Below are 22550 nucleotides of genomic sequence, written 5' to 3'. Positions count from 1 at the left end.
TCTAAGTGTGTTGATATGATGTCCGGCAAATTACCCATAATAAAACTTGTATGTAGTAAGGACTTAAGTCCTTGTGTTTGTGGAAGAGGACTAAAGTCCTCACTACACATTTAGTAAGATTATTTAATCGGACATGATATTGCGATCGCCTGCACAGCTTGCCCTACGACTATGAAAAAGCAACCTCAAAAGTTTGTCCTCCCACCGTCACTTTATCGCCCGATACTAATTTCCGTCCTCGTCGGGTTTCAATTGTACCATTGACTTTTATCTCACCTTGTTGAATCATTAGCTTGGCTTGCCCACCTGTCGGGGCTATACCCACAAACTTCAAAAACTGGTCAAGTTTAATCGTATTGTCGCTTGTCGTCATATTGAAAAGTTAATTCTATGCTGATCTGATTGTGGCGCGACTCTTGGTTATCTCTGTTCGCTTTCTTTATTCAGCGATGATAACTTCATCCGCCGACTCTCACGAGAAAGTGGCACTAAAGCTGGAGCTTTACTTTCAACATTACTACCTTTCAAACTTTCAACCACCTTAGATAGTTCTGCAATTGTCGGTGCTTCAAATACGCTACGCAAAGGTAACTCCACCTTAAAAGCATCGCGCACTCTAGAGACAAGCTGAGTTGCCAGTAAGGAATGACCTCCCAAGGTAAAGAAATTATCATCAATACCCACACGCTTAACTCCCAAAACCTCAGCCCAAATTTTCACCAGCACTTGTTCAACAGCAGTTTGAGGCGCAACATAACCTCCTGTCAATTGTGGCTGAATTGGATCGAATGCTCTTAAGGCGCGACGATTTATTTTGCCATTAGGTGTCAAAGGTAGAGACTCCAGCACCACAAAAGCTGAAGGCACCATGTACTCAGGTAGCTTTTCTGCAAGATAAGTCTGCAATTGCGGCACTAACTTACGTGCTGCTTTGGCTTGTAGGGGATTATTCGCGTAAGATTGCCACGGACGCGCACGAGTGCTATGTGGAAAAATAGTTCTTTGCTGTGATGCACCTTGCTTGACAAAAACCACGTCGTAGCGTCCTTCACTACCCGAATCTGACCAGCTAATATTAACCTTGTATGGTAGTTGATTAGCCAGTGCATAAAAATCTTCTGGATCAACTCCTAAATTTTGGAGTTTTTGCAAAGCCTCACGCATGTGACCGACAGTTTTAAAATCTTCTGCGCCTGACAGCCATTCTGCTGTTTTAACTGCTGCTATGACCCGCGCATTAGGCACATTAGTAATGCCTAAGATTTCTAGTTGATTCTCAATCAATAGCTGACGAACTGTTGCGACTGTTAAATTATTGTCTTGCCAGTTCAGGCATTGTGATCCCCCCTGCCCCCCTTGAAAAGGGGGGTTCTCAAGCCCCTGTTTGTCAGAAGACTTTTGAGAACTTGGCTTTTCAGCCCCCCTTGAAAAGCCAAGTTCTCAAGCCCCCCTTGATAAGGGGGGTTGGGGGGATCAGTTTCACCGCCAATAGAAAGAATCACATTATAACGAAACTGAGTTAATTCATTGTGGTAGGAACCTCGTATCAATTGAATTTGTACATGACTAATTTGGGGAAGCTGCTGCTTTAATGCAGTGAAAAAAGCCGGATCAATGACTAACTCTGTTTCTTGGAAAATTTGCATTTGTACCTGTTGCTGCAACTCGGAACGAGTGAGAGACGGTTCAGCTTGATACAGTTGTACCGATGCATGGAAAGCTTGCAACAGCGGTAAACTACGGACATCTCCTATGAAGATAAAGCCACCAGGAGCAGTTGCCTGGACAGCACCTTCTAAGACACGAATAAGATAATCAATACTGGGAAAATATTGCACAACCGAGTTAAGAATCACCGCATCAAAAGCTTGTGCTTCTACTCCCTGAAAATCAGCAGCCATCTTTTCAAACAGCGTTACCTGTTGTAGAGACGCGCCATCCGAGAGTTCTACATTTGCCAACTGCTTTTGAATATAGTTAAGTGAAGCTGGGGAAAAGTCCGTCCCATAATATTTAACGCAGTGAGGCGCAATTTTAAACAGTAATAAACCTGTTCCACAACCAATTTCTAGGACTCGGCTGGGTTGCAAAGCCAGAATTTGTCCAACTTGGTTATTCACCCACTCGCGCATCTGTTCTGCTGGAATTGGCTGATTTGTATAACTGCTATTCCAGCCCACAATATTGAATGTTGGATCGGAATCACCCGCAGGTGTATTGTAAGTTTCGTTATAGAGCATCTGCCATTGCAAAACCTGCTCATCCTGCAATGGCGTCTGTTGGATTTGTTCTTGTTGACTGTTATCTTCAGCATTCAGCGTCACATAAGCGACTAACCGCTTTTCCCCTTCATTCTCACGAGTCATGACTACCGTTTGCAGTACTGCTGGATGCTGACTCAGCACCGCTTCAATTTCTCCCAACTCAATGCGGTAGCCCCGAATTTTCACCTGTTCGTCGAGGCGACCTAAAAATTCGATGTTACCATCTTGTCGATAGCGAACTAAATCACCTGTTTTATAAAGGCGTGCTTTGGGCTGATTGCTAAAAGGATTAGGAATGAATTTTTCAGCAGTTAAATCAGCAGAGTTTAAATAGCCTCGCGCCAGTCCATCACCAGCAATGTACAGTTCTCCTGGAACGCCAAGGGGTACAGGTTGCAAATGTTTATCTAGTATATAAACCTGTGTGTTGGCAATGGGACGACCAATTGCAGGTGTTATCTCGGCTTGATTGCTAACAAAAACCTGACCTGAAGTTGTGACAACAGTATTCTCGGTTGGTCCGTAATTATTTACAACCTGAAAAGGATACTTAGCTAAAGGATACTGATGTAGTTTGTCGCCACCTGTAAGTAATATTCGTAAAGCTCCTTGATTCGACCAATCTAATAATAAAAGTTTCTCTGCTAAAGGTGTTGGTACAAAGCTAATTGTTATCGCTTTTGACACTAGCCAATCTCGCAGTTTCTCAGGCGATCGCCTAGTTTCCTCATCTGGAAAATAAATACTTGCTCCAGCACTAAGATAAGGCAAAATTTCCCAGCTACAAGCGTCAAAGGCAACTCCGGCAATTTGTGTGACTCGGTCAAGCGGTGAAATTGCAAACGCCTGTTGATGCCAAAAAACAAGATTTAACAATGCCCGATGTTCAATTTGAACCCCTTTAGGCTTGCCTGTTGAGCCAGAGGTGTAGATGACATAAGCAAGATTCTTTGCTGTAATGTTGGTAGTAAGATTATCTTCGCTTTCTTGAGCAATTGTCTCCCAATCTTTATCCAAACAAATGAGAAGTGAATTCTGCCTTTCAAGACGGTTCAGCCATCGTTCTTGAGTTAAGATAATTGGAACTTGAGCATCTTTAAGCATAAAACTTAATCGCTCAGGGGGATAGGTGGGATCTAAAGGCACATATGCTCCACCCGCTTTTAGGATGCCCAAGATGCCAATGACCATATCAACAGAGCGCTCTACACAAAGTCCTACCAAAACTTCCTCACCAACACCCAGTTTTTGTAGGTAATGTGCCAGCTGGTTGCTGCGTTTATTTAACTCTTGATAGCTTAGATGTAGAGACGTTCCATGGAACGTCTCTACGTCTTCAAATACCAGCGCCAATGCATCAGGAGTTTGCTCTACCTGCTGCTCAAATAGTTGATGAACGCATCTATCCTGAGGATAATCTACGCGGGTATTGTTCCATTCCACTAGCAACTGATGTCGCTCAGCTTCGCTTAAAAACGGTAAATCTGTAATTCGTTGTTCTGGATGAGCGACAATACTTTCTAGGAGCGTTTGGAAATGTTTTAGCATCCGGTTAATGGTGCTGTCATCAAATAAATCGGTGCTGTAAATGACAAAACCACTGATGCCTTCTGAGCTATTTACCCATAACCCATTTTGAGGAGTTCGCTCCCATAGGTGAAACTCCAAATCAAACCGCGTTGTTTCACTATCAAATGGCAAGGGACTAAGAGTTAACTCAGGTAATTCTAGCGCTGACATTGGCGCATTTTGGAGCGCAAACACCACCTGAAACAACGGATTTTGATTCAAGTTGCGTTCTGGATGCAGTTCTTCCACCAACTTTTCAAAAGGCACATCTTGGTGAGCATAAGCTTCTAAAGCTACGTCTCGCACTCGACTCAACAGTGAGCGAAAAGTTGGGTTCCCTGACAAATCGGTACGCAGCACTAAACTATTGACAAAAAAGCCAATTAACCCTTCTATTTCACTACGGTTACGGTTGGCAATTGGTGAACCCACGGCAATATCTTCTTGCTGGGTGTAGCGATAAAGTAAAATCTGGAATGCTGCCAACAAAGTCATGAACAAACTCACCCCTTCCTGCTGCGAGAGAGTTTCTAGGGCTTCGCTCAGACTTTTTGGTAATTGCAGAAATTGTCTTGCACCCCGGTAAGTTGGAAGTGCTGGTCTTGGTCTGTCCGTTGGCAGATTTAGCATGGAAACGCCTTCCAACTGGTTTTGCCAGTAACCAAGTTGCTTTGCCAACACATCCCCTTGCAACCATTGACGCTGCCAATATGCGAAGTCTGCATATTGAATCGGTAGTTCTGGCAGAGGGGAACGTTGATTGCTGGCAAAAGCTGTGTAAAGCAGTGCTATCTCTCGAATCAGCACCCCGATAGACCAACCATCGGAGACAATATGGTGCATATTCAGCACCAAGATATGTTCTGCTTCATCCAACCGCAGCAGTGTGACTTGCAGCAATGGATCAGTTGATAAATTGAAAGGACGTTGAGCTTCCTGAGTCATCAGTCGTCGCGCTTCTTTTTCACGTTGATCCCGAGGAGTCGGTGCTACTACGACTTGTGGCAGTTGCTGCAAATCTCTGATTGGTAAGGATACATTTAAAATAGGTGCAATCACCTGAACTGGTTGCCCTTCGACTATGGCAAAAGTGGTACGTAAAGCTTCGTGACGCCGCACAATTTCGTTAAAAGTTTGTTCCAGCGCTGCCAAATGAAGCGAACCTGTGAGACGAAATGCTGCTGGAACGTTATAGAAAGGATTGTTGGGTACTAATTGGTCAAGAAACCACAGCCGCTGTTGAGCAAAGGAGAGGGGGAGATTCCTGTTTCGCGAAATAGGTACGAGGGGTGTAGAGGTGTGGCTGGTAGTATAATTAGCTGCTTTTAAAAATGCAATAATTTCTGCTTTGCGCTCTTGAATTTCTGCACGCAATTCTGGTGTGAGGATTCCTTCAGGAGCGTTACAGCGAAGGCGATCGCCCTCAACAAAAACTTGAATATCTAAGCTGCGAAGATAAGATAGAAACTCAATTGTGTTCAAAATTACGCCCCTTCGCAACAGTTGTTAGTTGCTTGTTGTCAATTGACCAAGACGTTTTAACACATTCACAACTCCATACAAATCATTCCTTGGGTTGAAAATATAGAACATTAGAGAGATTGTGTAGCCTGGATTGTTTGAACTACGGTAGGAAGCTGAAAGACAATAGACTTCTTGCAAAAGTATGATTAATGGATATTTAGAACCGCAGATGCACGCAGATAAATTATCTGTGTCCATCTGTGTCCATCTGTGGTTTTTTTCATACAATTGGCTACCTTACGCGTTTTTTGTATAGTTCTTTAAAATTCCACCTCTTCTCGCTCATTTCTCTTAGAGCTAGTAGTATCCACACCTTTAGCTGCCCAAGACATTGTTTCAACATACCTAGCAAGTTGTCCCACAGTCGGTGCTTCAAACAAGTTGCGTACAGACAAATCTATTTGGAAGGCGTCGCGTATTCGAGAAACCAGTTGAGTTGCTAGTAGAGAATGACCGCCCAATTCAAAGAAATTATCGTGGACACCTAGCTGCTCTTTTCCCAAAACCTTAGCCCAAATTTCCACTAACACCTCTTCTACCGACGTCCGTGGTGCCACATAATCTTCTTTTATGTCGAGAGTGAGTGTATCGGGTGCTCTTAAGCCGCGGCGATCCACTTTGCCGTTGGGTGTCAGTGGAAGAGATTCCAGCACCACATACGCTCTTGGCAGCATATAAGCTGGTAACTTTTGTTTCACGAATTGGTTCAGGTCACTCATCAGTGCTGAGTCAGATGTTCCTCTCAGGACTCCACACTCAGGACTTGGAACAATATAAGCAACCAAAAGCTTATCACCAGGTATATCCTCACTAGCAATGACGACTGTTTCTTCCACTGCTGGATGTTGACTCAGCACCGCTTCAATTTCTCCCAACTCGATGCGGAAGCCGCGAATCTTTACTTGATTGTCAATGCGACCTAAAAATTCAATATTGCCATCTGGTAAATAGCGGGCTAAGTCACCTGTCTGATAAAGACGCGCTTCTGGTTTACTACTAAAAGGATTGGGAATGAAGCGTTCAGCAGATAACTCAGGCTGGTTGAGATATTCTCGTGCCAGTCCATCACCGCTGATATACAACTCCCCGACAACGCCAACAGGTACAGGTTGTACATTAGCATCTAGCAGATAAATCTGTGTGTTTGTAATGGGGCGACCAATGGGGATTGACGTAGCTGATTCTGATAATTCTTGCACACAGTAATAAGAAGAAAACGTTGTACTTTCTGTAGGACCATAAACATGAATTAATTCCTTTGGCGAACCATGTTTGAGAACCTTCCTAACCCATCTTATATCAACAGTTTCACCACCAAATAGCAAGTATCGTAACGAAGCAAAAGCTTGCGGCAGATCTCTGGCAATTTGTTGAAATAAGGCAGTCGTCAAAAACAAAACGCTGATGCCTTTTTGTCGTATTTGTAATGCCAATTCGTGAGGTGAAATGATAACATCTTTGCTAATCCCAATCAGTTGAGCACCATTAAGGAGCGCTCCCCAAATCTCGAAAGTGGCAGCATCAAAGGAAGTGTTTGAGGCTTGGGCAATTTTATCAGTTCTTTCCAATTTTACATAGTTTGTGTTGCATACCAGCCGATTCACAGCTTTATGAGTTACAGCCACTCCTTTAGGCTTTCCTGTAGAGCCAGAAGTATAAATGACATACGCTAAGTTATCACTGGTCAAGCTGCTTGTTGGGTTTTCTTCGCTTTCTTGGGCAATAATTTCCCAGTCTTTATCTATGTAAATAATTGGGTTTGAGAAAGCTTCAAAATGCTTGAGCAACTTTTCTTGAGTTAGCAAGACTCGAAGTTGTGCATCTTCCAGCATGAAATTTAGGCGTTCTTGCGGATAGCTAGGGTCTAAAGGTACATAAGCTCCCCCCGCTTTCAGGATACCCAGGAACCCAACTATCATTTCTGGTGAAGGCTCTACACAAATGCCTACTAAAACGTCAGCACCTACACCCAATTTTTGTAAGTGGTGCGCTAGTTTATTGCTGCGAATATTCAACTCCTGATAGGTAAAATGTAGATCTCTCGGATGCAACGTTTCTACATCTTCATAAATGACTGCTATAGCATCAGGGTTTTGCTTTACCTGATTTTCAAATAACTGATGGATACACTTATCGTGAGGATAATTTGTTTCGGTGTCATTCCATTCTACTAATACCTGATGTAGCTCAGCTTCGCTTAAAATCGGTAGATTTGCTATGCCTTGTTCTGGATGAGAAACAATACCTTGTAACAATGTTTTAAAATGTTTCAGCATTCGGCTAATGGTAGCTTTATCAAATAAATCGGTGTTGTACACCATTACACCTCTAATACCCTCGGAATGCTCCCAGTTTGCGCCCCATAGGCTCCGGAAATCCTCAGAGCACTTCCACAGGTGCAACTCCAAATCAAAGCGCGTTGTTTTAAAGTCAATATTTATCAAGCTAGGCACTAAATCAGGCAATTCTAGCCCTGACATTGGTGCATTCTCGAAACCAAATACCACTTGAAATAGCGGATGGTGGCTCAAGTTTCGCTCAGGATGCAGTTCCTCAACGAGCTTTTCAAAAGGCAAATCTTGGTGACTGTATGCTCCTAGTGTTACCTCTCGTACTCTGCCTAGCAGTTCGCGAAAAGTTGGGTTTCCAGATAAGTTACTACGTAGCACTAAACTATTGACAAAAAAACCAATTAGCCCTTCAATTTCACTACGGTTACGGTTAGCAATTGGCGACCCCACCGCAATATCTTCCTGATGCGTGTATCGGTAAAGTAACGTCTGAAATGCTGCTAGCAACGTCATAAATAAAGTGGCACCTTCTTGCTGCGAAAGCGTCACAAGTGCATCACATAACTTTTTCGGTAACTCTAGAAATTGTGTTGCTCCTTGATAGCTTTGTATACTTGGTCTCGGTCTGTCTGTAGGTAGATGCAGCATGGAAATACCGTTTAATTGCTGCTGCCAATAAGCTAACTGGGTTTGTAGCACTTCTCCTTGTAACCACTCGCGCTGCCATTGGGCAAAGTCGGCGTACTGGAGAGGTAGTTCCGGTAAAGGGGAAGCTTGGTTTTGTGCAAAAGCTGTGTACAGCCTTCCCAGTTCCCGAATCACTACACCAATAGACCAATCGTCACAGATAATATGGTGCATATTCAGGACGAGAATATGTTCTGTCTGCGATCGCACAAGCAGCATGACTCGCAGCAATGGTCCAGAGGACAAATCGAAAGGACGTTCTACCTCTGCGGTAACAATGCGCTTTGCTTGCGCCTCCCGTTCGTCTACCGGTAACTGCCGCAGGTCTAATACAAAAAGGGGTATGGTTAGGGAGGGTGCTATCGCCTGCACAAGTTCCCCGTCCAGCACTTTAAAAGTGGTGCGTAAAACTTCATGGCGACGCACAATTTCGTTAAACGTTTGTTGTAGTGCAGCTAAGTTGAGCCTCCCTGTCAAACGAATGACTGTCGGCACATTATAAAGAGCATTACCAGGTATCAACTGGTCGAGAAACCACAGCCGCTGTTGGGCAAAAGATGCAGCAAAGACGAAAACTTCTTCAGAAAACATATTCATCCTTTCAAAGAGCAGCTGCGGGGTAACAAATTAATTGTCGTCGATCAGACTCGCAGATACACACAGATGATTTGAAAACTTTAACAGTTACCAGTTATCAGTTATCAGTTACCAGTTACCAGTTACTAGTCGTCAGCTTTTTGTTCACTGTTCACTGTTCACTGTTTTAATTACCCCCATTAACTACTACTAAACTGACCTTTAGAGTGATGTAAATTTCTGGTTATAGTCTCCACGATTGAAATGATAATGCAGCATATGAGGTATCCCTATGTTTTTGCCTCCTGGGTTTGGTGAGAAATACGTGATGACCGCGCTAGGAAGAATGGTGTACTACACTGCTGTTGGGAAACCGTGGTCTGACACAGATGTTGACCAATCAAGCGATAGGACATTACTTTTCCTACACGCGTTTGGTGGCGGTTCTTCTGCCTACGAGTGGTCTAAAGTTTATCCAGCATTTGCTACAGACTATCGAATCATAGCGCCAGATTTGGTTGGATGGGGACGCTCTGACCATCCGGCTCGAAGTTATCATATCGATGACTACATTAGGAGCATTATCGAGTTTATAGAGAAGACTGGCAATGGTTCGATTAATGCGATCGCCTCTGGACTCACTGCTGCTTTCACCATTCGCGCTGCGATTCTTCGCCCCGATTTGTTCAAGTCTCTCATTCTAACAACACCAGCAGGTCTTGCTGAATTTGGACAAGACTACAGCCGCAGCTTCTCTGCTCAAATTGTCAACATTCCAGGTGTGGATCGGTTGCTTTACATGACTGGAGTTGCTAGCGGTTTTGGCATTCGTAGCTACCTAGAACAACGCCAATTTGCTCGTGCAGAACGAGTATATCCTGAAATTGTCGAGGCATATTTGGAATCTGCCCAACAGTTTAATGCTGAGTACGCTGCTCTTGCTTTCGTACGTGGAGATTTATCATTTGATTTATCCCTATATATCACTCAATTGACCGTCCCCACAGCGATAATCTGGGGGCAAAAGTCAGAATTCACAGGACCAGAAGTAGGACGCCGTCTTGCCCAAATGAACCCTCAAGCAATTCGCATCTTTTATCATCTGGACGATGTAGGCTTTACACCCCAACTGGAACTTCCTGGTGTCACTATTGGGCTAATTAGGAAATTTCTACCTTTACTTGAATAATCTGCTTGAACAGCTTTTCCTGACTACTCGTATTAATAAAAAAGCCCAGTGGCAAATGAGCAACTGGGCTTTAAGTCAAAGCTATTTACCTTAATTACGCTGCAGTTTGATCTAAGTTAACTTTGACAACTTTGTTCTTCTCGGCTTCAGTTTTTGGTAATCTCAAATTGAGAATACCGTCTTTATATTCGGCGGTGACATTGGTATTTTGAATGCGAGCCGGAAGTGGAATGACACGTTGGAATTTGCCGTAGTGGAATTCGCTCTTGGTCACACCTTTGTCTTGGGTCTTAGTTTCTGACTTGCGATCGCCACTGACTGATACCATTTTACGAAAAGGATGATACAAATCGGTAGTGTAGAGACGCGCTGTTTGAAGCGTCTTTACAGAATTTCAATGTATCGCGATTAACGTGAAATGGTATGAGACAGCGTTTTCTGTGAATCAACTGTTGGGTTAGACTCGGTAAGACGGGCAAGGCGCTGCAATCGTTGTTTGAGCCTAGAATCCCCGCACATAAGCGGGCGGGGAGTATGTCAAAAGAAATTTATTGTACTTAAGCTGAGGAATTAGAGTCGTCACTGCTACCGATAATTGCTTGGAAAATATTCCCTATTAGAAAGAAAAAAGCTGCACCTAACAACAGGAGCATCAGGCTTGCAAGAGTAGCAAAGGGAGAGATGATAAACAACAGTAAAAATGCAAACATCAAAGTTGTTACCAACGTCTTGTTCATCTTTTTTCCCTTTTAATAATTTCTAATTCAACTTAACTCATGAATTGCAGGGCTGTACCACTTCTCTAAGAAAGAATTGCTGCTCTTTCTTTGGTAGCAACTTGCTATCTACTAAGCTATTACAAGTGTAAATAAAAACCTGATTTTTTGCTCAAAGGAGTTTTTCAATTATGGCAGTGTGTTGAAGTCATGAAAAAAGCTCTACTGTGTAGCTGCAACTCAACATAAGAGTGAGATCAGCTACAGGGTGAGTTACGAACAGTGCTAAGACACCATACAAGTTTGTTGAGCTAATGGCTATATAAACAGCATATTATAAAGTGTTATAAAGTGTTAATATGATTATGACTAAGCGGCATAAGTGAGGGGCGTCGGGCTGTTTGGTCATGAGTATATCATTGACCATCTGTGCAGTTATCAGGTTCAAACGGGTATCAATGGCGACATCAATGCCACAAGACACAGTTATAGACATTCAGGGTTCTAACGGTGAGGCTGGTCTAAATAGAGTTACACCGATTCTTTCGAGTGAGAAAGCTGGGTGGAACAACATTCTTGTCGAGTACTGGCATATGCCGGCACACGAGTTGCCTCCACAATTGTTACCAGACTACATCATTAACATACACTTCAAGCGCCCAGCTCGGACAGAGGTGGTGTGGGATGGGCGTCTTCTTAGCAAGCGGTTTACACATGGTGAAATAACAATTCTTCCTCCCGGTTTAAATTGCAAGGGGGCATGTTTAGAGGATAGTGACTTTCTTGTGCTACGCCTTCAACCTGGGATTATCACTCAAGTTGCACAAGAGTTGGACTATCCAGATCATATTGAGATTGCACCCAGTTTGGGAGTCGTTAGTCCGCAAATCCAGCATATTGGTTTGGCACTTAAGACAGAACTGGAATCAGGATGCTTGTCTGGGCGTATTTATGGAGAATCACTAGCAACGGCGCTCGCAAGTTATTTGCTACAGCAACATTCTACTTCCAAGCAACGCGTTCAGGATTTTACTGGTGGTCTACCCAAGTACAAGTTGTGTAGAACTCTGGAGTACATTAATGAAAATCTGGAGAACGAGTTAACAGTTGCTGAACTTGCAAGCGTGGTGGAAATGAGTCCCTATCACTTTGCCCGCTTGTTTAAGCAGTCAACGGGTTTTACTCCTCATCAATATCTGATCAATTCCAGAATCGAGCGAGCAAAGATGCTGTTGGCAGAGAAAAAATTGTCAATTGCCGAGATTTGTGAATATGTTGGCTTTCGCAGCCCAAGCCACTTCATAGCATTGTTTCGCAAGTTCACATCAATGACACCAAAAGCATACAGAGATCAGCTCTAGCTGCTTACAAAAGAATGTGGGAAGTTTGAAAGCCCACCAGCAACACCCTGAAATTATGTAGAATTTCAGAGTGTTACGTCTTTTAACAGTTACCAGTTATCAGAGTTCGGCGAGGCTCACTCGAGCCGTTATCAGTTTCATCCTCCGGGGGAAACACCACACTCCTGTGCACCGTTCGTCAACAGACGTGCCGTAGGCATAAGCGTTGGTGTCAGTACAACCACACCAGCCTGCAGGCGTCACTGCGGCTGGTAGTGTTCACTGTTTTAAGGGTAGTATAAAAAACAACTCGTGGGAGTGCGAGTCCCAGTCCAAATATCTGGGAACACAACACCTAAATTGTGCGACTGTAGATGTATGGCCGTAAAGCGCAATAAAAAACGAAGTAGATTAGACTTCAACCCGGAAGTTGTAAAACTCCAGTCCCCTATGAAGCAAGAATCCCATCGGCGCGTCTTTCCATGGGAGTGTCAAAATGGTTCGGATAAGGTGATTTGTTTACAGTTTTTGTGGGATGGGCATCTTGCCCGCCGTAATCTTGAGGTACCAACAACAACGTGTAAAATCTGACCTTGAGCAACTTTTCGCAAACTTAAGATATTTTCAGCAAGAACAGAATATCGTGCAATTTATGGTTTTGATACACTAACGTGTAGGAATCATTCAAACCCATTCACAAATTGAATTCTTGAAATCTTAAATTAGGTTTTTGCACAACCTAATTGTTCATTGCAACTTTGTACGATCCCTGATTCATGCCAGATAGCTAGTAATCAAGCCCAGGTTTGCCACCTGGGCTTTTTTCTTTGTTCCGCTTTAAATCTGCAATAGCCCCTCTGGATGAACTGACAACAGCGATCGCCTCTGCAAACCCTCTCGATGTAAAATTTCATTGGCTGCGAGCATTCCATTGCTTACCGCCGGTTCCATCAACCCGCAGGGAAAGGGCATTTTTACCCAAGTTCATAAGCACAAGCTAAACCAGCCAAACCACCCCCAACTACCACAACACTTTTCTCTTGATTCAAGATTCGTGTTAACTCATCCCCCGGCTGTAAAAACAACACTCTGGCTCCTAAATTACAAAAAGCCGGGGGGAAATCGAAGTCCTTAGTCATTAGTTCTTAGTCATTAGTAGTTTTTCATAATTTTTCGTGGCTTTTTTATACTACTGACTATTGACCAATGACTCATGACTAAGACGCTTAACGAGAAATCATCCCACCCCGCGCGTGGGGCGGGCTTTCTCGCCGTCTTTCCGGTAAATTTAGGGTATCTTGTTGAAAAACCGTTGGTTTTGGTTTAGTAAAACGAGAGTATCCCAAGACACCTGTAGCAGCACCCACACCAAATAATTTCAGTAAAGCGCGACGGGAGATGGTATATGATTCTGGTGAATTGAATACTTGACTCATGCGTGACTCAATTAACTCCTCACAATGAAGTACTGGCACGAAACAATAACTCAACGCATTTAAATAGAGTTGTTGCAACACAAATGCAGCCTAATATTTTGGAGTATTTTTCCAATATCAGGATGAATTTTCAACGGAATAATTTTGACATAATGGGTAAAATTCTCAATAGCTGTATCTATTGAGAATGCAGTACCATCAAAATTAGTAGCCGACAAGTCATGAACGGGTTGATATTTGGGTTGGGCTGGAATCAATCCACTGACTATGCAACAAAGCCATCTTTTGAACCACCCGGCTACGTAGTGGGGCTAGTATGGGAAGGTCTTTTCGCACTCATGGCTACGGCGCGTTGGCTGTTGAATTCCCCTAGTGGAACGGGTGCATCACGAGCGCGAGCTTTGGTCACGCTCCTCATCATATTCTGCCTGCTTTGGGCGTTCTATTCGCTGGCTATCGGCAGCTTGATTGGTGGGCTTTTGGGAAATATTGGAACCTTGACATCTCCCCCGGCTAGAAGCGCGCCCTGTACCTGAGCGCAAGGATTGCACTCCCCCAAACTCCGCTTGGGGCAATGCAAACGGAGTTTGCATTGAGGCACATACGGGCGATCGCCTCGTTCACCGTCGCTCGCCTATGGGCTATCTCGAAGACGGCAGCGTTTTTGATTATGCTAGTTGTCCTATGGGTCACATTTGCGACTGCGATTGTGTTGAGTGAATTGGGCTGGCTTTAACAAAACCATTGCGTAAATAGTTTGTAGTGTTTTACATAGGAGTCAATGACGATGCAACGTTCTTTATGGAGCTTTTTACTTATAAGTGCTGTCATAAATTTGATAGCTTTACCCAGTGCAAAAGCAGTGTCTAACAGTAGCCTCACCGTCACCATTAACGGGTTGAAAAACCAACGTGGGCAAGTTTGCCTGAGCCTGTTTTCTGGTGGGCGAGGATTTCCTACCAGTAGCGATCGCGCAGTGGCTGCCCGTTGCGTCAAAGTAGAAAACGCTGCGCTGACAGTTAAATTTGAAAACTTAAAATCAGGAAATTATGCGATCGCCGCCTATCATGATGCCAACAACGACGGCATCCTCAATCGCAATCTATTGGGTATCCCCACTGAACAGTTTGGCTTTTCTCAAAACCCCAAAATTCTCACAGGTCCGCCCAAGTTTGGGGATTGTGCGGTTCTAGTTGCCGGTCCACAGACCAACATTCAAATTCAATTGCTGAACTTTTTAGGCTGAAGCCAACGCAACAGCATTGCTTTGTTGCCATCCTACCGGACAATAATATGAAACCCAGAGCGATTTAAATCGCTGGCGATCTGTCGTAAGAAGACAATTTGAATGTTACCAAAATGTGGGTAATGACAAAGTTGTAGTTATGCGTATTCAAATAGTTGTCATTTTCATTGTGGGGCTGGTGGTGTTCCAGGAAAATCAGCAAGCGCTGGCAAACTCTGAATCTACTATCTTAAAAACAGATAGTTTGACCCCATCGCCAACCCCTCCTTTACTAGAAAAACTTAGAGGGAAAAGTGTCCAGACTGATGAGATTGCCCAGAGAGTTGTCAAAGATATCCAGATCCGTTTTATCAATGATAAAGGCAAGTTTGTCGATGATAAGGGTCAACCGATTGAGGGGCGGACTCAGAGAAATTTTATCATCGACAATCTGAAACTAAAGCCAGGTCAACTATTCCGTGAGGATGTCCTTCAAAAAGACTTGCAACGACTGAGGAGATTAAACTCATTAGATAAAGTCAATGTTTCCCTACAAGAAGATGACACCGGCGTTAATATCATCTACGACATTAAGGAGCGTCACTTCCCTTCTTTAAGCTTCGGCGGTGGTAATAACGGTGATGTTGGGCTTTATGGTCAAGTGGGTTATGAAGATGCAAATATTAACGGTCTTAATGAACAGTTAGATACCAGCATTCAAGTAAGTGGTAAAGATGTTCAGTTTGACAGCCAGTTCACCAGTCCTTATCGTCGTGGACAACCAAACCGCCTAGGCTACAGCTTCAGAGTTTTTCGTGAGCGAGATTTATCTCGCACCTTCAACGATGATATCAAGCTGTCCAACGGTAGCACAGCGCGGGAAGGACGATTTGGCGGCTCTGTAGCAGTTTTAAAATCTTTCAATGACTGGGATACAGCTTTTGGTCTTAACTACACCAGGATTAGCCTTCGCGATCGCGATTATAATCTTGCACGAGTGGATAGACTAGGAAGCCCTCTCTCAGTAAGTGGTACTGGCATTGATGATTTGGTTACGGTATCTTTTGCTATAAGTAAAGATCAGCGCGATCGCCGTGACAATCCAACTCAAGGATCGCTCCTCACCCTCAGCACTGAACAAGCAATTCCGATTGGACTGGGTAAGATTTCCAGCAACCGACTGCGGGCAAACTATATTTTATATGTGCCAGTCACTTGGATAGGTAATGGTCGCTTAACTGAAAATCCAGAAATGTTAGCTTTTAATTTGCAAGCTGGTACAAATATTGGGGAGTTTCCACCAGCAGAAGCATTTGATTTGGGTGGACAGAATTCTGTACGAGGCTACGGAGGTGGTAAAGTCGCCAGTGGACGTAGTTATGGCTTGGTTTCTATGGAATATCGTTTCCCGATTCTTCAGTCGGTGGGAGGAGTTGTCTTTGCTGACTTCGGCTCGGATTTTGGATCTGGCAAAACGGTGCTAGGGGAACCGGGTGTACTGCGAGGCAAACCTGGGAGTGGGTTTGGTTACGGGTTAGGACTGCGAGTCAAGTCACCGTTTGGGCTAATTCGGGGTGACTTGGGGATTAGCGACCAGGGAGATATAAGATTTGAAATTACCACTGGTCAGCGGTTTTGATATGAAGTACTGGCATGAAACAATGGCTGTGACTCTATGCATCTTAATTGAATTGTTACGAAGAAGACGCAGCCTAATTTTTTGGAGTATTTTCCCAATCTCAATATTAATTCTCAACGGAATGATTTTGGCAAAAATGATTTTGCCCGTTCTGCCAAAATTGTCAATGGATCGTGCTTTTGAGAATGCTGCACCCTCAACTTTGGTAGGTGCAGCGCTGTTTTTTAGCTGTTTGGGTGGTAGTGTAGCAACTGTGGTGGCAGAACGAGAACAGCAAACGCTCAAACGCCTTTTTATTTCCTATCATTCATTTGGAACAACAACTTTTATGCATCTCTAGCAAAAATGATCTCGTAAACTACATTTTTTCGGCAATTACAATAGTTTTCGGTCTACTGAACTTGTTATTCGACAAAAGTTTTTAGCATTAATTTACAACTTTGTGGCTCGTTAATGCCTTTTAATACTAACTCCCCATTATAAAGATAGGTTTTATACTCTATTTCTTTAATTGCCTGGAAACCATATTTAGCTCTTATATGTTGAGTAATAGCTCCTGTACATTCTGCAATTATGCTGCTGTAACCATTATCTTTCGCTAAATTAAACACTTCTTCCATAAGTTTGTGAGCAATTCCTTGACCCCTATACTGTTCATCAACTCCAGTCATAAATAGGTGTAAAATCTCCCCAGATTTTACTTTGTAGTTACTTTTATACCAGTCATCCAGTTCGCCGAGAAGATTCATAATAGGAAGAAAACGGGCATCGACACCATCTAAGTTAGGAAGCTCAGTTACAAAGTCTTCCAAGATACTAAAACCAATAACATCACCAGATTTTTCATCTTTAGCAACTAAAGATAACTGCTCTTTGATTGCTTTTTGACAAACTATTTCAGCCAAAGCAATATAACTATTGGGATTAATATCTAATGCTTTAGACATAGTTTCTTGAGTGAAAGCGTGACTTAGACAATGAATAACTTGCTGTAAATCACTTTTGTTAAAAGGTACAATATAAACCATGATTTTTCTCCAGTAATTATTGAATAGTTGGTATTAGTTGATTTCAACCGAAATTCCCCGGTTTGAAGCAGAAAAATCAGGATTTTTTTGGTAATTTTATAGATTTGTTGTTAGAGAAATTTTCAGGTAAATAGACCACAGTAATTGAATCAAGAATCATGCATCATCCTCAGTAATGTAATTTACAGCTTCAGCCATTGCTTGATTACAGCACTTTGCATCTAAATAAAGTACACCCTGCCCTAATCCCCAAAGGGGACCAATAAGTTCCCCAACCCGGACCAAGATATCGGGGAGGGTACGCGACAGCGCGGGTGGAGTATCTGTGTTTATCTGTGTCCATCTGTGGTTCCAAATATCTAATGATTGCATTTTTGCAAGATTTATATTGAATTTTTCCAAAAATTCTCATGACTCAAGGTTTAATTTCCTTCAGGACTTCATCCATAGCATAATCTGGGTCATCAAACACTAGTGATACTTCACATCTTGTTAACGGGAAAGGTTCCAAAAGCTTGCCCTTTTCCCAGCTTTCCAGTCGCCACCAAAGAGTTTGTACAGCTATCTCTTTACCATCAACAAACTCAAAAGTGATTTCACCAATGTTATTTAATCCCACAACTTCTTTGCCTTTTCCTTTCTTACCTAGGTAATCACGATGGTTTCTTGCCATTGATAGGTATTGTTCTAAAGGCTGCTTGCGATCTTGTCCTGGTAGGGGTGCTTTGACAAAATATGATTGCTCCGAATGGTAGCTTCTCGGTTTATTAATTTCTTCTGCTTTCGCTGATAAAAAATCAATGCGATACCACCATTCAGGTTTTTTAGTAATTTGTAATGCTCTAAAGCAATCACGTTCTTGCACTAAATCCACTTTAGCCGGGCTACCTTTGAGCCTCCAAGGAAGATGTTGAACTGTGTTGTCTACAAAAGTATAAGAAACACCTATTTCTAGTTCCTTTCCTCCTTTGTTTTCCCACCCTAAAACCTCTACTGTTGGTATATATTTGATAATCCTAAAAGGAACAAAACCCTTTGTATGTAATGAATGACTCCCACCTAATCCCTTGGCTTCATTCTTAAGCGAACTGCTCGTAAACTGGGCAACAACAAGTTCAGTTTTGACATTTTTTGAACTTTGGAAAGGACATATTGCCGAGTATTGCAAGCGAGCTGCAAAACTGTAGTGAACATCACCAGATAAGATAATGACACGACTTTGCCCTGCTGGTAATGCCCGTAGTGCGAGTCTGGCAAACAGCCTTTCAAATGCTGTTTCTTCCAAACCCCAAGCTTCAGGATCAAAACCCCAAGCCGCAGCACCGAGTGTTTCTGCAACACTTTTAGCAGTTTTTTGTACGGCTTCTAAAAAGGGTAAGCCAATCACTGGGCTGGGCGCTATCACCAAAGTCACCCGTGCATTTTCTGGGCGAACGACTTTTGATATTTGTTCATCGCAACCTTCAGCGCTTAAAAGTGCGGGAAAATCAAAGTCCTTGCCTGGGAATTCCCGCCAAGTGCGCGTATCCAGAACTAAAACTTCATATTCTGGACCAGTTACAGTATAGTGCCATTTCAGAGAACCTTCTGTGTGAGTGACTTGCTTGGGCTGACTTGTTCTAATATCTGCCACAGATGGCAAACCAACGCGCAGGGCAATTTCTTGTTCGTGCTGTGCATTTGTGCCAAGGGAAGCTGACCACCCCTCAGCCGCTTTCAGCAATGCATCTCCTGGTTGTCCTTGTTCAAACTGTTCTGGTGTGTTTCCCCAAGCTTGGCAGACAGCATAAGCAAGTAAACTATTTTGCAGTACGCGCCTAGCAAGAGGTTTATTGAGGACGCGATCGCACCACGCCATATTCAAAAACCAGTCATCAGTAATTTCGTGGTCATCAAATATCATGTACGTGGGAATATTAGCCAAAGCACGTCTGACATCCTTTAGGGTTGTCTGAAAATCTTGTAAATAGCCAATTTCTTCTTTAAATGAACTTCGATCCTTTCCAGATCTTGGTGCGTCGGGATGAACATCTTCATATGTTGGGAAATCTTCGGGTTTCGTCCACAGCACATCACTCCAAGCAAATAAATACATTGCCAAGAATTCACCTAATGTGAATAAATGACTTTTGGCAAGGCAGCAGAGCGTGTTAATTTTGGTAAAGCTTGCTGTCAACCCAGCAGTTTGTGTTGCTAAAATATTACGTTTTCCCGGATTTAACTCTTCAGTATTTTTAACATCTGGTAATGTTTCCGACCATCCCAAAAGTGTTTGACTGGCATCCATTAACATGAAAAGTAAAGCATCTGCCACATCATCTACATAGATTTGGTCGCCTGTGAGAAAAAGTTGATGCGGTCGTTTCTTCGGGTTTTGTTCTAATGCTTCCCTAATCATTTTGTCCACTGTCACAAGCGCATCAAGACTTTCACCGTGTGCCTTGCGGCAAGAACCGTGAATGAGACGCACATCATTTAAACAACTTGGCACAATTGCAAAACTTGGCAAGTCGTATTGAGGATATGTAATGTCTTGAATTGACCCTTCTGGAGTTAATACACCAGGTTGACTCAGGGTTTCTCCATGACCAAAATATAAATTGTAAAGATAAATTTCCCCATGTAAAAGTATATTTGATGAAGTTTTAGCAGTGACAGCAACTATGTGCAAATAAGTACCAAATTGAGTTGTTTGTCTACTACCACTAAATAGTCTTCTTTTGTTAGTATCAAATATTTCTAGAGTAACAGTACGGCTTTCTTTCAAAGCTACCCATACAGTTACGACATTCTTGTCAGCGCGTCTGAGAATTGGTCCAGCAAGAACAAGTGGCAGCTGATTAATCCGTTTTCTTAGAGGTGTCCATGTCATGGATCTTCTGCCATCAATAATACACTTCGGGTCTATTTTGTCCCTGAAATCTGCTCAGTTTCAGAGAAAAAATATTCTACAATTGTACGACCCAGCGGCGAAAGAGTTCTACAATAATGTGCCAGCGTCCCTCAATTTCTTCAACGACATCATGACGCTTTAGGGTATTGAGCGCTTCTTGTAAAGCGGCAATTTCTATATTTGTACTGTGAGATAACGCCTCAATACTCAGCCCTTCTGGTGATGGTGCTAACGCCCTAAGTATCGCCTGCTGACCAGCTGCACCCCGCGCCGCCTGACCCCAAACGCCATCAAAGTAGTAGCGTCCGCGCTTGAAGAACTCAGGGTCATTGACAACTGCTTCCACATCCTCTACTGTGAATACAGGATCACGGGCGCGTCCTGTGTGGAAAACTTGGTCATTGTAACGGCGAACGAGTTGGAAACCAACAAGCTGTACTAAATAAGGTTGTCCGTGGGTAAAGTCGTAGATTTTATCTAAAGCTTCCGGCGTGTAGTCGAGGGGAAAGTCTTCAATAGCTGGATTTGCTAACATCTGATGGGTAGCCCCAGCTTCGATGAAACCAACGTGGATAGGAATGACGCTGGCGAAGAAAGGTTGAAAGTAATCTGCCGTCATTTCTTCCAAGGTGTGCAAACCAGCTAAGGCAAAGGCGATTTTAGAGCTTTTGTGCGCTAACCCCCGGAGATACCCCATAAAGTCTACAGGGATTTTTCCCGCCTCAATCAGTTCCTCAATTTTCTCGAACTCGTCTAAGGCGACAATCAAACCCTTAGTCCCCAGTTCTGCCTCCACCTGTGTCAAGTATCTTCTAAACGTCCGTTGCGGAAGACTTAGGAAATCCTCATTGCTTGGAGGTGGAATTTGCATCACTTCAGAAATGGCATCAGAAATTGCCATCAGCACTTCTACGATACCTTGGGGAGCATCTGCAACTTCTAAAAGGTTGACATAAGCTACCTGTACACCTTCTCCTACAAACCTGGCGACGTTCCGCAGGATAGAAGTTTTGCCCATCCGCCTGTGACCGTAGATTACGACAGACTGGAGTTGAGAACTCCTCACCCACAACTCCTCTAACTGTCTCATCACATCTTCTCGCCCAACAAACAGTTCTCCCTCTACTGGAGGACCGACAACATAGGGGTTCACCACAGGCTTAGTGATGGAAATTTTCCCGACATCCTTGGCTATCTTCTCGAAGGCTGTTTTCCAAGTCTGGGCAATGTCCTCAATTAACCCGCGTTCTGCTTGTGGTAGAGTATGAGCATTATCTAGAATTTCTGTGAGTTCCCCTAAAGCACGGTTGAGGGCTGAGGAACGTTGATAAGCAGACTGACTGCGCTGTATAATTTGGGCATTTTCAACGACAGAACGTAGAGATGTGAAAGTTTGCCAGGTGACTGGACGCAGTAGAGGTTCTTGTGGAAAGGGAGGAATTTCAACTGTAGCGATCGTGTTTGGTTCTTTTGCTTCGTCAAAGGCTGCTAGAGTTTGGGCGAGGGTGAACATTTCTTCACCGTAGAGGAGAGAACGGACTACTGCAAAAGCATACTTAGCTATGGCTGGTTTTTTTTCATGCAGAAACCAGAAACCAGCCGCAGCAGCACGGGCAGGAGTGTCTAAGCGAATATAATATGTCAAAAAAGGAGCTTGGAGTTGTTCTTTCCAACGACGAGGGAAGAAAAAGAAACCTTCGACAAACCTTGACTTTAGAGTTTCATTTAGAGAACCTGAGGCAAAACGCACTAGCTTCCAATCAAAAGGTTCTTCAGCTAGCTGAACGACACGAAAGACGACTTGCTCTGGAGGCGTTTCTGCTAGCACTTGATTGACAGCTTGAATCACGGGGATGAACTGAAGAGTGTAAGCCAGCAGTTGGTTAGCATTATGCAAACCACTCTCCCAGTCTTGACGCAGCCAATTTTTCAACCGAGAAGACAGGGAGTAAAGGGGAAGTGGGGTGATATGGGGGATTTGCCATTGTCTATTGTGGGGGAACCGCACAACAAGAGGTAAACCCGAAAGCCAATTTTCCGGACGGAGTATCGCCACGCCGCGCGCCACGCCAAACGCCACGCCTAACGACACGCCAAACACCACGCCTAACGCCACGCCTAACGCCACGCCTAACGCCACGTCAAACGTCACGCCTAACGCCACGCCGCCCGC

General features: G+C 43.5%; 18 protein-coding genes and 2 pseudogenes. 7 read left to right on the top strand and 13 right to left on the bottom strand.

Annotated elements, in window-relative coordinates; all coding sequences use genetic code 11:
• Positions 1 to 169: 169 nt before the first annotated feature.
• The 4 genes from V5G28_RS23475 to V5G28_RS23460 form a co-directional block, all read right to left on the bottom strand.
• Entirely contained in the window at positions 170 to 373 is a 204-nt protein-coding gene (locus V5G28_RS23475) for an RNA-binding S4 domain-containing protein (protein WP_332989564.1), read from the bottom strand.
• Between the two features lie 47 nt (positions 374 to 420).
• Positions 421 to 1284, bottom strand: a complete 864-nt coding sequence (locus tag V5G28_RS23470; RefSeq protein ID WP_332989562.1) for a phosphopantetheine-binding protein — start codon at positions 1282 to 1284, stop codon at positions 421 to 423.
• A gap of 44 nt (positions 1285 to 1328) precedes the next feature.
• Positions 1329 to 5315: a non-ribosomal peptide synthetase gene (locus tag V5G28_RS23465; protein ID WP_332989560.1), complete on the bottom strand. Its 3987-nt coding sequence runs from the start codon at positions 5313 to 5315 to the stop codon at positions 1329 to 1331.
• A 302-nt stretch (positions 5316 to 5617) separates the two neighbouring features.
• The gene (locus V5G28_RS23460) at positions 5618 to 8926 is read right to left on the bottom strand and encodes a non-ribosomal peptide synthetase (protein ID WP_442994289.1); all 3309 of its coding nucleotides are present in this window, start codon (positions 8924 to 8926) and stop codon (positions 5618 to 5620) included.
• Between the two features lie 277 nt (positions 8927 to 9203).
• Here V5G28_RS23460 and V5G28_RS23455 point away from each other — a divergent pair, with 277 nt between their 5' ends.
• Entirely contained in the window at positions 9204 to 10100 is an 897-nt protein-coding gene (locus V5G28_RS23455; protein ID WP_332989556.1) for an alpha/beta fold hydrolase, read from the top strand.
• A 94-nt stretch (positions 10101 to 10194) separates the two neighbouring features.
• Here V5G28_RS23455 and V5G28_RS23450 read toward each other — a convergent pair.
• Both V5G28_RS23450 and V5G28_RS23445 read right to left on the bottom strand, forming a co-directional pair.
• Positions 10195 to 10425: pseudogene (locus V5G28_RS23450) on the bottom strand (Hsp20/alpha crystallin family protein); the annotation flags it as partial.
• Positions 10426 to 10657: 232 nt separating this feature from the next.
• Entirely contained in the window at positions 10658 to 10837 is a 180-nt protein-coding gene (locus tag V5G28_RS23445; protein WP_096563604.1) for a hypothetical protein, read from the bottom strand.
• Positions 10838 to 11286: 449 nt separating this feature from the next.
• Between V5G28_RS23445 and V5G28_RS23440 the strand changes: the two genes are divergently transcribed.
• Positions 11287 to 12177 carry an AraC family transcriptional regulator gene (locus tag V5G28_RS23440; protein ID WP_336231297.1) on the top strand — a complete coding sequence of 297 codons (891 nt, stop codon included), beginning with the start codon at positions 11287 to 11289 and terminating at the stop codon, positions 12175 to 12177.
• An 816-nt stretch (positions 12178 to 12993) separates the two neighbouring features.
• Here the strand turns inward: V5G28_RS23440 and V5G28_RS23435 are convergent.
• The 3 genes from V5G28_RS23435 to V5G28_RS23425 all read right to left on the bottom strand — a co-directional run bounded on the left by V5G28_RS23435 (position 12994) and on the right by V5G28_RS23425 (position 13592).
• Positions 12994 to 13128 carry a hypothetical protein gene (locus V5G28_RS23435; protein WP_332989548.1) on the bottom strand — a complete coding sequence of 45 codons (135 nt, stop codon included), beginning with the start codon at positions 13126 to 13128 and terminating at the stop codon, positions 12994 to 12996.
• A gap of 2 nt (positions 13129 to 13130) precedes the next feature.
• A complete protein-coding gene (locus tag V5G28_RS23430) occupies positions 13131 to 13295 on the bottom strand; it encodes a hypothetical protein (protein WP_332989546.1) in 165 nt (54 codons plus the stop codon).
• Between the two features lie 87 nt (positions 13296 to 13382).
• Entirely contained in the window at positions 13383 to 13592 is a 210-nt protein-coding gene (locus V5G28_RS23425; RefSeq protein WP_442994287.1) for a twin-arginine translocation signal domain-containing protein, read from the bottom strand.
• Between the two features lie 221 nt (positions 13593 to 13813).
• Here V5G28_RS23425 and V5G28_RS23420 point away from each other — a divergent pair, with 221 nt between their 5' ends.
• From V5G28_RS23420 to V5G28_RS23400, 5 genes and pseudogenes are all read left to right on the top strand, one after another.
• Complete coding sequence (locus tag V5G28_RS23420) at positions 13814 to 14128, top strand: tryptophan-rich sensory protein (protein WP_332989544.1); 315 nt, start codon at positions 13814 to 13816, stop codon at positions 14126 to 14128.
• Between the two features lie 38 nt (positions 14129 to 14166).
• On the top strand, positions 14167 to 14328 hold the full coding sequence (locus tag V5G28_RS23415) for a hypothetical protein (RefSeq protein WP_332989542.1): 162 nt from the start codon (positions 14167 to 14169) through the stop codon (positions 14326 to 14328).
• 51 nt (positions 14329 to 14379) lie between these two features.
• Entirely contained in the window at positions 14380 to 14838 is a 459-nt protein-coding gene (locus tag V5G28_RS23410) for a DUF2141 domain-containing protein (RefSeq protein WP_332989540.1), read from the top strand.
• 139 nt (positions 14839 to 14977) lie between these two features.
• A complete protein-coding gene (locus tag V5G28_RS23405; protein WP_332989538.1) occupies positions 14978 to 16456 on the top strand; it encodes a BamA/TamA family outer membrane protein in 1479 nt (492 codons plus the stop codon).
• A 1-nt stretch (position 16457) separates the two neighbouring features.
• A pseudogene (locus V5G28_RS23400) lies at positions 16458 to 16787 on the top strand (ABC transporter permease); the annotation flags it as partial.
• Between the two features lie 73 nt (positions 16788 to 16860).
• Here V5G28_RS23400 and V5G28_RS23395 read toward each other — a convergent pair.
• The 4 genes from V5G28_RS23395 to V5G28_RS23380 all read right to left on the bottom strand — a co-directional run.
• Positions 16861 to 17484 carry a GNAT family N-acetyltransferase gene (locus tag V5G28_RS23395; RefSeq protein ID WP_332989536.1) on the bottom strand — a complete coding sequence of 208 codons (624 nt, stop codon included), beginning with the start codon at positions 17482 to 17484 and terminating at the stop codon, positions 16861 to 16863.
• A 156-nt stretch (positions 17485 to 17640) separates the two neighbouring features.
• Positions 17641 to 17856, bottom strand: a complete 216-nt coding sequence (locus V5G28_RS23390) for a hypothetical protein (protein ID WP_332989534.1) — start codon at positions 17854 to 17856, stop codon at positions 17641 to 17643.
• A 43-nt stretch (positions 17857 to 17899) separates the two neighbouring features.
• Positions 17900 to 20356, bottom strand: a complete 2457-nt coding sequence (locus tag V5G28_RS23385) for a hypothetical protein (protein ID WP_332989532.1) — start codon at positions 20354 to 20356, stop codon at positions 17900 to 17902.
• A 76-nt stretch (positions 20357 to 20432) separates the two neighbouring features.
• Positions 20433 to 22550: AAA family ATPase (locus tag V5G28_RS23380; RefSeq protein WP_332989530.1), on the bottom strand; the 2118-nt coding region annotated here is incomplete at its 5' end.

The sequence above is a fragment of the Scytonema sp. PRP1 genome (assembly GCF_036697665.2).
GTDB lineage: Bacteria > Cyanobacteriota > Cyanobacteriia > Cyanobacteriales > Nostocaceae > Kalymmatonema > Kalymmatonema gypsitolerans.
This window is presented reverse-complemented; position numbering and strand designations above follow the sequence as displayed.